Consider the following 12332-nt stretch of genomic DNA (forward strand, 5'->3'; position numbering starts at 1 on the left):
GAAGCACTGCTGATCTTTGTATCAGCAGTGCTTCTTTGTGTTTTTTAGTGTGATTTGCATAAGACACGCGGTCTAACGGACAAGAGATTCGCTATTTACTGTATTTTCGCGAAATCGGCAAGCTAACGGACACAGAAGTCGCTATTTAGTGAATATGAACATCGAAGCCATCGATTTTGCACGAATAAGGTCTGCTGTGTCCATTAGTTCCAGAAAAAGCAGCATTTATGCGAAATAGCGGAACCAGGGTCCGTAGGAGATCAACAGAACTAAATACAGAGGCAGCAACCCAGTTACTCGTTAATAGTCGACGCCCCCACACACCACGCCCTCCACACACCACGCCCCCCACGCACTGTGTACAGAACCCTACCAACCTTTCATTCCGTAGAATCCCTTTTCACGCTTTTCAACGGTACTAAACTCGCATATTGATGCGACAGGGGGGATACGTTGCAACTTTATTGATGAAGAATCAGAAAAATATCAACCATAAATCGCAATATCGCCATCTCAAAATCATTCCCTGAATTCGATAGACTTACGATGTAAAGATTTACACATTCGAAAGGGGTCTTGAAATGGATAGAATGAAACGCTTGGCGGTCGTTCTGGTTGCAGTCCTGCTGGTTGCTTCATTAGCGGCATGCGGCGGTGGCGGTAACAAGAATACGGCAAACGGTAATGCAGAAAATACGCCTGCTGCTACGGACAATGCTAGTGAAGGTGCAAAAACGGATTCTGGTGAGAAAATTGAGCTTACGTTCTGGTCGCTTGGAACGACAAATTATGAGGAACTGGCTAAAGAGTATACAAAAGAGCATCCGAATATTACTGTGAAGTTTCAAAATACGTCTGACCAAACCGCACATCATAACAATTTAACGACAGCTTTATCCGCTAATTCTGGAGCACCAGACATCTTTATGTTGGAAATCGCATTTATGGAGCGCTATATCAATGCTCAGGATAAGTTCTACAATCTATATGATCTGGGCGCCAAAGATATTGAAGGCGATTACCTGGATTGGAAGTGGAAGCAGGCAACTTCTTTGGACGGCTCCTTCCAATTGGGGCTGCCAACGGACATTGGGCCAACGGTTGTATATTACCGCACAGATCTGATTGAACAAGCCGGATTGCCAAAAGACCCGGATGAATTAAGTGCAGCGATCGATACATGGGATAAGTTCGCGACTGTAGCAAAGCAATTCAAAGAGAAGACGGGCAAACCATTTGCTGATTTGACGGATTTGGTTTATCACGGGGTGCGAGACCAAGCGGACGGTGAAATTTATTTCAGTAAGGCTGACGGCTCCTTCATTGGAGATAAGAATCCGCAAGTGAAGAAAGCTTATGACTTCACGGTAAAAGGCATTCAAGAAGGCTGGATCGGCAATACGCTGCTATGGTCTCCTGAATGGAACAAGGCGATTAATGACGGTGATTTCGGCGTCATGTTAGGCCCTGCGTGGATGGCTGGTACGATTCGCAACGCACAGGATTCCGCAGGCAAATGGGCCATCGCTCAGCTTCCTGAAGGTGCAGGCAACTGGGGCGGTTCATTCTTGACCCTGCCTAAAGAAGGCAAGCATTCAAAAGAAGCTTATGAGTTCATCTCCTGGCTCGTAAACAAGGATAACCAACTGAAATCCTTCAAAAGCAAAGGATTGTTCCCTTCGATTCCGGCAGTCTACTCGGAGCCGGCATTCAAAGAAGATAAGGACGAATTCTTTAGCGGACAAGTCATTTCCGAAGCTTACGCCAAATCGGCTGAACGTGTAAAACCGGTATACTATGGTCCGCTTCACGACCAAGTAGACACGATGTTCAAGGATGCGCTCAAGAACGTGCTTGAGAGAAAAGCGGATCCGGCCAAAGAGTGGGAAAGCGCAATTAAGCAAGCTAAGACATTGGCAGAACGCAGCTAATAAATGGTCGTTTCTTTATAGCTTGTCACCCAAATTCGCAAGAAGATGGTATCTTCTTGCGAATTTGGATTTATTAAAAACTGCCCTGGAGGTGCATCGATGGCTGACATAGCTACTGCCAAACCGATTCAAAATGCAAGTAAAAAGCCGTTTTGGACAGAGACAAGGCGAAGCCGCTTGACGGCGTATACGTTTATTTCCCCTTTCTTTATTCTGTTTAGCATTTTTGGGCTATACCCGATCTTCTTTACGATTTATTTGTCATTTTTTAAGTGGGATGCTCTCGGACCGATGAAATTTGTCGGATTCAAAAATTACGAGCTGATCACCAGCGATCCGACGTTTTGGATTTCTTTCAGCAATACGCTAATTATGGCGTTAATGGGGACTGTTCCGCAGCTCATTTTGGCGTTATTTGTCGCTATTATGCTAAATTCGGCTTTGAACAAGTTTAAGAATACGTCCCGGATATTGTTCTTCATGCCGAATATTACTTCCATTGTCGCCGTGACGCTCGTCTTCAGCACGATGTTCGGCAACAACGGGATGGTCAATTGGCTGTTAAACAGCATGGGGCTGGAAAACGTAGCCTTCAACTCGGGATGGTGGGGCGTAAAGATCGCGATCTCTACAATGGTCATGTGGCGCTGGATGGGCTATAACGCCATCATCTTCCTCTCCGGTCTGCAGAGTATTCCTACGGATATTTATGAAGCTGCGAAAATTGACGGGGCAAGTCGAGGACAGCAAATGATCTACATTACGCTGCCACTCCTGCGGCCGTTTATCATTTTCGTAACGCTGATTTCCACGATCGGGGCGCTTCAATTGTTTACCGAGCCTTACGTTTTCCTGGGCCAAACGGGAACAGGTTCTACTCGTCAGGAAGGGGTTACGATGGTCACTTATTTGTACAGTGAGGCGTTCCGTAACGGCTTTTTCGGTACAGCGGCCGCAACGGCGGTCATGCTGTTTATTTTCACCATTGTTTTCTCCGTCCTCAATATGATGATATCCAGCCGCATGGGCGGAGATACAGGAGGGACAAAGGCATGAGCACAGCCGCAATGAACGTGAAAAGAAGAAAACCGGACGATGCCGGGATCGCAGTCAAAGTATTATTCTATATCTTCATGGTGGTAGGCGCCCTCGCTTCCATATTCCCGTTCTACTGGATGTTCGTGATCGCGACAAATGACAAGTCCGCCGCATTCCATATTCCGCCGCTGCTTGTGCCTGGAACGGAGTTCTTTAATAATTTCGGACGCGTCTTGGAACGGACGGAGTTTTTCAGAGCTTTGATGAATTCTGTCGTCGTAGCATCAACAGTGACGGTATCCGTCGTATTTCTGTGTACGTTGGCGGGTTATGCTTTCGCGAAATATGAGTTTCCGTTAAAAAAAGTACTGTTTGTCTTCGTTATTGCCACCATGCTGGTACCCGTTCAACTCGGGGTTCTGCCGCAATACGTCATCATGGCAAAGCTGCACTGGATTGACAGCTATAAGGCGCTGATTGTTCCGGCTATGGTTAACGCCTTCGGCATATTCTGGATGAGGCAGTATATATCCTCAGCCGTTCATTCTGAGTTGATTGAGGCTGGGCGGATCGATGGCGGCGGCCATTTTCGGATATTCTGGAATATTGCGATACCTGTCGTTACGCCAGCAATGGCTACGCTCGCCATTTTGAATTTCATGAACGTCTGGAACGACTTTTTCTGGCCGCTCGTCGTGCTGAAGAACAAAGAAAACTACACGATTCAGCTTGCACTACAGCAGCTGTTCACGAACCGGGACGGCCTTGATTTCGGGATGATCATGTCAGCAACCTTTACGGCGACGCTTCCGCTCCTAATCGTGTTTCTGCTGTTTAGCCGCTGGGTCATCGCCGGACTTACTTCGGGAGCGATCAAAAGCTAGCAAGGAATATTGAACACGATGAAGAATAATACAGTTAGAAGATGGTGGGGAGGCAGCAAACGTTATGAAGCTCCGTCGAAAAATCTTACTGGCGATTATACTTCTCGTGTTCATTCCGGTTATCCTGATGGGCGGGGTGTCGTATTTCAGCTTCGCGAATGCCATGGAGAAGAAGTCGAGTCACTTCTATTGGATCTCTTTGCAGGAGAGCGACCGGAAGCTGAAATTTGCGCTAAATGAAATAACGACCATTTCGAACTCAGCGATTACTCAGGATGTTATTCAGCAGACGCTGAAGGTGCCGGAGGCGGGAGTAAGCTACGAGAACAAGCAAGAGATAAGCAAACTATTCAATCATCCGATGATTACTTCGTTTGCATTGTACACTGAACATCAATTGCTCTACAGTTCTAATGACTCTATGGCATTCCAAGAGCTGGATCAGCAGAGCTGGTACGACAAGATGAAATTGGCCGAAGGAAGACCGGTGTGGATCGGACCCGGGGAGAACGGTTCGGTCGCAACGGGGAAACCGGTACTCATTCAGGCCCGTTCGATCAAAGATTACTATTCATTAGAGGATATTGGGGCTCTCGTAATATATATCAAGCCGGACATTCTGGATCAGGTGTTCTGGGAAGCAGCAACGCTGAAGCAAGGAGATATACTGCTGGTGAATACCCAGGGGAATATCGTGTTTGACAAGTCTGGTGAGCATATCGGGGAACAGACTTCATTTCCCTTTCTTTCGGCTGGGTATTCCAACAGTAAAGGATATTATGTGGATAAGTATCTTGGAGAGAAATCGCTGATCACCTATCTGCCCTCGCATAATAAAGATTGGGTATTGGTAGCGATTACACCATTTAAGCTGATCGCATCGGAGTCTATGTCGATCCGCAACATCGCCGTGATTCTTGTGCTGGTGTCCCTGGTATCGGCGTTCCTGTTTGACCGCTTCTTTGTACGCAGGCTGGTCGGCAGCATCATTAGCGTCGTGAACGGAATGAAGCGAGTGCAGCAGGGGATATTTGTGCCTATTACTGCTGGGCTTCCGGCGGATGACGAGCGGGATTTGCTGGTGGACGGATTCAACCGGATGAGCACGCAAATCGACGAGCTGATCGAGCAGGTCGAGACCGAGCAGAACCGCAAGAAAGAGGCAGAGCTGCAGGCGCTCGTAGCGCAAATCAACCCGCATTTTATTTATAACTCCCTGGAATCCATCAATTCCATGGCTGTGCTGCAGGGGAACAAGAGCATCAGCAAGATGGTCGTCTCTCTCGGCAAGCTGTTGCGGATCAGCATCAGCGAGAATCAGGAGCTGATTCCGCTGCAGATGGAGATGGAGCATGTCCGGCATTACATGGATATTCAAAAATTCCGCTTTGAGGATAAGTTTGCTTATGACATGCAAATATCGGATGAGTTGAAATATTATAAGACGCAAAAGCTGATCGTTCAACCCATTGTCGAGAACGCGTTATACCATGCGATCGAGCCGATGGAAGACAGTGGATTGATCACGATCCGGGCGGAGGAGCAAGGCAGTGATATTTTCATCTATGTTATGGATAACGGGCTTGGGTTTGATCCGGAAACGCTGCAGAAGATGTGGAATAAGGACTGGGGCAAGCTGAGAAAATACCGGGAAAACGGCGTAGGCCTTAAAAATGTGTATGAACGGCTGCGTATCCGGTTTGGCGGACATTACGGCATCATGATATGTTCCTCCCCGGGATTCGGATCTACGATTCGAATTCGGATACCTAAGATTGTTTCATAAAATAACGATAGGTAAACAGGGGGGATCATGATGAAATGGCTGCTAAATTGGGGTTGGATGCTGCTATATGTTATCGTTCTCGCCGTATCGGTTCTTCTAATTACGGCGGGCAATCGCGATCCGATCGAGGAGAGTCAGACCGATAAGATTACGCTTACCTTCCGCCATTTTTGGACGAAGGAGCATGATCGGCCAATGCTGAGTATTTTTGAGGACGTAGTCGCGGACTACCAGAAACTTCACCCGAACGTTAAAGTGAATTTCGAAGGGATGGACCAGACCACGCATCGCGAGCAGCAGTTGAAGAGCGAGATGGTGACAGGAACTCCTCCGGATATGTTCGTCTTGTTCGGAGGAGCTGAAATCGAGCCCTATGCACGGGCGAACCGGTTGATGGATTTGAGTCAGTTCGTGAAGGACCGGGGGCTTCAGGGTCAATTTCACGATCTGAAGTTATGGACCTTCGACAACCATGTTTACGGGCTGCCGATTGAAGGCAATGCGGAGCCTTTGTATTACAATAAGACGATTTTTGACTCGCTTGGTCTTGAGGCGCCAAGCACGCTGGCTGAATTGGACCGTGTCATTCAGGTGCTGAGGGATAACGGTTATATTCCGTTTGCACTGGGCAATGAAGACCGCTGGCCGGCGGCCATTTTCGCTCATTACCTTATGGATCGGTATGCGGGATCCGAACTGATCCAGTCGCTGTCGCAGGGCGAAGAGGGATTTGATTTCCGAAACGAAAAATACTTGAAAGCCTATGAACACCTGGCCAACTGGGTCGAGGCAGGAGCGTTTGCCTCCTCGGCAAACAGCTATACCACGGAAGAAGCGATCACCCAGTTTACAATAGGCAGGGCAGCCATGTATTTGAACGGGAATTGGGATATCAATCTGTTTCGCCGCAGCGACGCGGTTGACGGTTCTGCATCGAGTTTTCAAGATGAGGTCGGCGTCATCCCATTTCCAGCGATGCGGCTTGGAGCAACGAGATCGATTGCCGGCGGGTATACGATCGGCATCGGGCTATCGTCCAATTTGGATGATGCGAAGAAGGAGGCTGCGCTGGATTTGCTGGAAGGTTTCTATACGAAGGAAGTGCAGAGCCGCATCGTTTATGAAGGGTTGCGTTTGCCGTCGATCAAACTCAACTTTGATCCCGAGAAGACGGGGCCGGTGTTTGCCCAGGTCATTACTTTGATGGAGCAGAGTACACAGAGCTTCGTACCTTATGACAACATTTTGTCGCCGGAGGTCAAGAGATCCTTTCTCAAGGGCGTAATGGAAATGATCGGCGGCCAACTGGATGCAGAGGAAGCGCTGAAAGAATTGCAGCTGAGCTCCACGCTTTATTGGAATCAGCGAAGAAGTTCTTTACCCTTTAAGAATTCGGGAGGTGCCACAAATGGGGTCGACGGAAGAGAAATACAGAGTGATTCTGGTCGATGATGAGCCTATTATTTTGCGCAGTTTGAAAGCGGCTATACCGTGGGAGGAGCTTCGATTGGAAATTGCCGGGGAAGCCAGAAACGGAGAGCAAGCCCTTCAACTGGTGCGCGAGACGGCACCGCATATGATTATTAGCGACATCCGGATGCCGGGTAAAGACGGAATCGCTCTGATGAAGGAAGTATTGGCCGAGAACCCGCAGAGATTGTTCATCTTCATTAGCGGTTATGGCGAATTTGAGTATGCAAGAGAGGCACTGCGTGAAGGGGCTTTTGACTATTTGCTGAAGCCGATTGATCATGATGAATTGATTGAAATGATTATGCGGGCCAAGAAGCATCTCAACAAGCAGCAAGAGAACGATAAGCTGCTCCACTCGGTTCAGGTGCTGTCTTTGCTTGCCAGGGAGAGGCTGTTTGCCGAGTTTATCGAAGGAAATCAGAGTCCGCTGCAGCATATGCGCTGGCTGGAGAACAGCGAGCTGGAGCAGGGATATTTCATGGCCGTCGTTCAGCTGGATCATTTTGTGAAGCTTAATGAGCAGTGGAGCATCGAAGAAAAGCGCCTTTGGCTGTTCGCAATACGGAACATCGTTAGCGAATGGTCGCTGAATCAGGGAGGGCTTACCGCCTTTCCTTTTCATAGTGGTGAATGGGTGATCTTGTTTCCCGATAAGCTGAGCGAGCGAAAGACGAGCTTAGGTAATGATTTGATCCGTCAAATCAAAGCGAATACGAAGCTGTCATGCTCTGCGGGCTTCAGTCCGAGCCTGGTCGGCATCGATCATTTGAACGAAGCTTACCAAATGGCGGCGAAGGCCTTGTACCAGCGTTTCTATTCCGGTGAGGAGGGTGTATACGTATACTCAGACAGCGACGAGACTGCTATAGCCTCTGAAGTGAAGTATCCGAAGAAGCTCGAAGAGTCGCTGCTGGAATGCGTTCGTAAACTAGACCGCCAACGGATGCTGCAGCTCTTTGACGAGACGAAGAGCGAATTTGAGAATCAAGCGTTAACGAAGGATCAGGCGGAGCGTATGATCGTTGAGCTGACTGTCGTGCTGTACCGGCAGTTCGAAGCGATGAATTTGCTGCTGGAGTGGTCATTGGAAGGATTGCTGCAGGAGATTCACGCTCTACCTACGCTAAGCGAGATGATTGCCGTCTTGAAAGACTGCTTTGGAGAGTGGATATTGCAAGGCAAGGACAATTATTCGCGGGGAGATGTTCAGGCCGTCATTGCCAAGGCGACCTCGTACATTACTCACAATTATCATAAAGATCTCAGCATTGAAGAGGTCTGCGAAGTGGCCGAGCTGAGCATAAGCCATTTCTGTATGTTGTTCAAGCAGGAGACCGGGTATACTTTCCTGGAATATTTGACGAAGTGCCGCATCGATAAAGCCAAGTTCATTTTACAGAATACGAACGTAAAGGTGTATCAGGTGGCTCCGCTGGTCGGATACCAGGATCCCCGGTATTTCAGTCAGGTGTTCAAGAAAATAACGGGGAAAACCCCTTCTGAATATCGGGAGGAGGCCGGTTAAGATTATTACAGGTAAGGATCATTTAGACAAGGACGGCCGGAAATTCCGGCCGTCCTTATACTACTATTAACTTAGCTATGCTCGATTAGCGATTTCTCTGCATGGAACCCATGATCAGACTGACGATGAAAACAAGGAGGATCGCCCCTATCAACGCCGGGACAAAATAGAAGTTGCCGATCACCGGCCCCCAATTGCCAAGAATGAGGCTGCCTAGCCATGCCCCGATGAATCCGGCAATAATGTTGCCGATCACACCGCCAGGGACATCTCTGCCCATAATCAATCCTGCGAGCCAGCCAATCACTCCACCGATAATTAATGACCATAAGAAACCCATTCTTATCACCTCTATCTTTGGATTAGCTTGTCTGTCTACTATTAACCACCTCCATCGATTTTAAACATAATGACCCTCCTTTTGACGTGAATTTGAGTTGGTCATATAATGATATTTTTAAAAAAATAATTTTTTTGTTAAAAAGGGTTGTTTAATAGGCAGCTGATCTGGTAAAATCCAACACAACAACTACCAAAAATAAGCAAAACTTACATTAATCTTATTGAAAGCACTTACATCAAGGCGTTTTGTAGTGGAGTTGATGTGGAGTGAAGGGAGGTAATGATTTTTTTAGCCTAAAATACAAACGTTTGCACTAATTATGGAATTACGGCTGTTAGAGGTGAATTGGGGAAGTTTTGCCTTTTGTGCAAACATTTGCACAAAGAGGGTGAAAGAGCTGAGGACTGGTGCTGAAAGTTAAGTTTATAAGATTGAGGAGGAGAAGTCATGTATAAGCAAGCTCAAAAGTTTATTGCCTTATGGTTGAGTATTATTTTTGTGGCAACTTCGCTCTTAATGAATCCTTTGGGGGCTGTAAAGGCTGAGAACACCCAGGAATTTCCACAACCCCAAGCTGTCAATGAGCCGCTTGTGCAGCTGGCCGCTGCAAACGCCGCCGCTCAGGCAAGTGCCGCGGAACCACAAAACGGGATTTTTAGCTGGGATAATGCAAACGTTTACTTTGTGCTGATGGATCGGTTCCTGGACGGAGATTCCAGCAATAACAATTCCTATGGGCGCCCGCAAAGGGACGCCACCGGGAAAAATATCGGCACGTTTCACGGCGGGGATTTGAAGGGCATGACGCAGAAGCTCCGGGAGGGTTATTTTACCGATTTGGGCACGAATGTGATCTGGATCTCTGCTCCCTATGAGCAAATGCATGGCTGGGTCGGGGGAGGAAACGGCGGAGACTTTGCCCATTACGGCTATCACGGATACTACGCGCTTGATTATACGATGATGGATCGCAACATGGGGACGGTCAGCGATATGCGGGAGTTTGTGGATTTGGCGCATACCCAGGGCATCCGTGTCGTATTGGACGTCGTTCTGAATCATCCGGGATATTCCACTCTGAAGGATATGGAGGAATACGGCTTCGGGGCAAGAAACGGCATCGGTGCCAGCTGGACGCCGGGCAGCGGCCAAACCTGGCATAGCTTTCATGACCTGATCGATTATAATAATGCGTCCGCATGGTCAAGCTGGTGGGGCAGTTGGGTTCGGGCAGGCATCGCGGGGTATGAGAATTGCGGCGGCAGTGACTTGACCCAGTGCGTGGGCAACCTGCCTGATTTCCGGACGAATGTGACCAGCAATGTGGGGCTTGCTCCTATTTTGAAGACGAAATGGGCGAAGGAAACGGCCGGGCATGATGCTTGGATTGTGCCGGCAGCCTCTGGTTTGCGCAAGGATCTGGGTATCGCTCCGGCTGATCATATTGTGAAAATGCTGGCTGCTTGGGTGGAAGAGTTCGGAATTGACGGCTTTCGGGCCGACACGGCAAAACATGTGGAGCTTAGCCGCTGGCAGCAGCTGAAGAACGAGAGCAATGCAGCGCTGCAAAGATGGAGACAGAACAACCCGAGCAAGCCGGGAGCGGATTGGAAGGACGGCTTCTGGATGACCGGAGAGGTCTGGGGACATGGCGTCGGCAAAAGCGAATATTTCAATTACGGCTTCGATTCGGTCATTAATTTCAGCTTCCAGGACAGCAATCTGAATGCCTTGGAAGGCACTTATGCTGATTATGCCTCCAAAATCAACAGCGATCCGAATTTCAATGTGCTGAGCTACATTTCATCGCATGACACCCGTTTATATGACCGCAGTCGGCTGATCCAGGCGGGCAGCGCCCTGCTGCTGCTGCCGGGAGCAGTACAAACGTTCTACGGGGATGAGGCGGCGAGAGCGTTCGGCGATACGGGCTCGGATCCGCAGCAAGGGACCCGTTCCTCCATGAATTGGAGCAGCCTGAATCAGGATGTCCTGTCGCATTGGCAGAAGGTCGGACAATTCCGCAGCCGGCATCTTGCCATAGGGGCTGGCAGCCATGCCAAGATCGCGGATGCTCCTTATACCTTCAAACGGACGTATTCGAAGAACGGCAGCGAAGATCGAGTCGTGGTCGTGATGGGGGCATCAGGTACGACGAAGGTAAATGTATCATCGGTGTTCTCTGACGGCAGCACGGTGCGCGATGCTTACACGGGAAATGAGACCGTTGTAACCGGCGGGTTGGCTACGTTTACACCGCATGCAAATGGTTTGATCTTGATCGAACAGACGGCCGAGTCGAACCTGCCTGCGGTGTCTGCATCGCCTGCGGGAGGAAGCTTCAAAACAAATAGCTTAACCGTTACGCTCCATGTCAAAAAAGCGGAATCTGGAAAATACACGCTGGATGGCAGCGACCCATCGCAGGGCATTCCGTATACAGACGGTACGGTAATTACGATCGGGAACACTATCGGATTTGACGAATCCATCACGTTGAGGCTGTATGCCGCGAACGGGGAGGGTTCTTCTGCACAGCAATACAGTTTTACGAAGAAGAATCCCGATGCCGGGCTGACCATTTACTTCAAGAAGCCAGCAGATTGGGGAGCACCTTACCTGTACTACTATAACACCTCGCCAAAGGTAAGCGAGCCGACATGGGCCGCATCTCCGGCGATGACGAAGGTTTCGGGGGATTGGTATTCCTATAAAATCGCAGGCGTGGACAGTGCAACGGTCATATTTAAAGACAGTTCGGGCAAACAGAACCCGGGTCAGAACCAACCGGGATTCGTCCGCACCTCGGATGGCTGGTATGACGGTCAGCAGTGGCATGACTCGAATCCGGACGGGACGGGCAGTCCTGGAACGGGTGGAAACAAGGTGACTGTCTACTATAAGCATGGCTTCACCGCGCCGTATATCCATTATCGTCCCGAAGGAGGAACATGGACGGCGGTTCCGGGCGTGGCGATGGAAGCCTCCGGGGCGGCGGGCTACAGCAAATACACCGTAGATATCGGAACGGCTTCCCGTCTCGAAGCCTGCTTCACGGATGGCAAAGGCAACTGGGACAGCAACAATATGAATAACTATTTCTTTGCAACTGGAACGTGGACGTACAACGGGAATGGACAAATCGTAGCGGGCGCTCCGGCAGCTGCAGGGTCTGCGAATGTATTGTATCTTGTGCCAGGGGCAGAGAGTTCTCAACCGGCAGAGGAGGAATTCTCGCTGGAAGAAGCTCCGCAGGAAGGTGCGGAGGCTGCTTAAAATAAGCAGGCAATTATTAATAGAAAATCAAATAGAGAATGCCCCGGGCATCTGTGATACCGGGGCATTCTTGCAT

The 12332-nt window shown here is 49.1% G+C and carries 8 protein-coding genes; 7 read left to right on the top strand and 1 reads right to left on the bottom strand.

From position 1 onward, the window contains the following. Nucleotides 1-581: 581 nt before the first annotated feature. The 6 genes from ACYUJT_RS18295 to ACYUJT_RS18320 all read left to right on the top strand — a co-directional run bounded on the left by ACYUJT_RS18295 (nt 582) and on the right by ACYUJT_RS18320 (nt 8637). A complete protein-coding gene (locus tag ACYUJT_RS18295) occupies nt 582-1931 on the top strand; it encodes an extracellular solute-binding protein (protein ID WP_460324851.1) in 1350 nt (449 codons plus the stop codon). A gap of 99 nt (nt 1932-2030) precedes the next feature. After that, nucleotides 2031-2987, top strand: a complete 957-nt coding sequence (locus ACYUJT_RS18300) for a carbohydrate ABC transporter permease (protein ID WP_460324854.1) — start codon at nt 2031-2033, stop codon at nt 2985-2987. Beyond that, nucleotides 2984-3853, top strand: a complete 870-nt coding sequence (locus ACYUJT_RS18305; RefSeq protein ID WP_460324857.1) for a carbohydrate ABC transporter permease — start codon at nt 2984-2986, stop codon at nt 3851-3853. Before ACYUJT_RS18300 ends, ACYUJT_RS18305 begins: the two co-directional genes overlap by 4 nt. 64 nt (nt 3854-3917) lie before the next feature. Continuing rightward, nucleotides 3918-5639: a cache domain-containing sensor histidine kinase gene (locus tag ACYUJT_RS18310; RefSeq protein WP_460324860.1), complete on the top strand. Its 1722-nt coding sequence runs from the start codon at nt 3918-3920 to the stop codon at nt 5637-5639. A 30-nt stretch (nt 5640-5669) separates the two neighbouring features. Further along, nucleotides 5670-7091 carry an ABC transporter substrate-binding protein gene (locus ACYUJT_RS18315; RefSeq protein ID WP_460324863.1) on the top strand — a complete coding sequence of 474 codons (1422 nt, stop codon included), beginning with the start codon at nt 5670-5672 and terminating at the stop codon, nt 7089-7091. After that, the gene (locus ACYUJT_RS18320) at nt 7048-8637 is read left to right on the top strand and encodes a response regulator transcription factor (protein ID WP_460324866.1); all 1590 of its coding nucleotides are present in this window, start codon (nt 7048-7050) and stop codon (nt 8635-8637) included. The genes ACYUJT_RS18315 and ACYUJT_RS18320 overlap by 44 nt, the downstream gene beginning before the upstream one ends. Nucleotides 8638-8722: 85 nt before the next feature. Here the strand turns inward: ACYUJT_RS18320 and ACYUJT_RS18325 are convergent, their stop codons facing one another. Then, nucleotides 8723-8977, bottom strand: a complete 255-nt coding sequence (locus tag ACYUJT_RS18325; protein ID WP_155609948.1) for a GlsB/YeaQ/YmgE family stress response membrane protein — start codon at nt 8975-8977, stop codon at nt 8723-8725. A 450-nt stretch (nt 8978-9427) separates the two neighbouring features. Here ACYUJT_RS18325 and ACYUJT_RS18330 point away from each other — a divergent pair, with 450 nt between their 5' ends. Next, nucleotides 9428-12256, top strand: a complete 2829-nt coding sequence (locus tag ACYUJT_RS18330) for a carbohydrate binding domain-containing protein (RefSeq protein ID WP_460324870.1) — start codon at nt 9428-9430, stop codon at nt 12254-12256. The last annotated feature ends 76 nt before the right edge of the window (nt 12257-12332 follow it).

Source organism: Paenibacillus sp. YSY-4.3 (assembly GCF_054767475.1).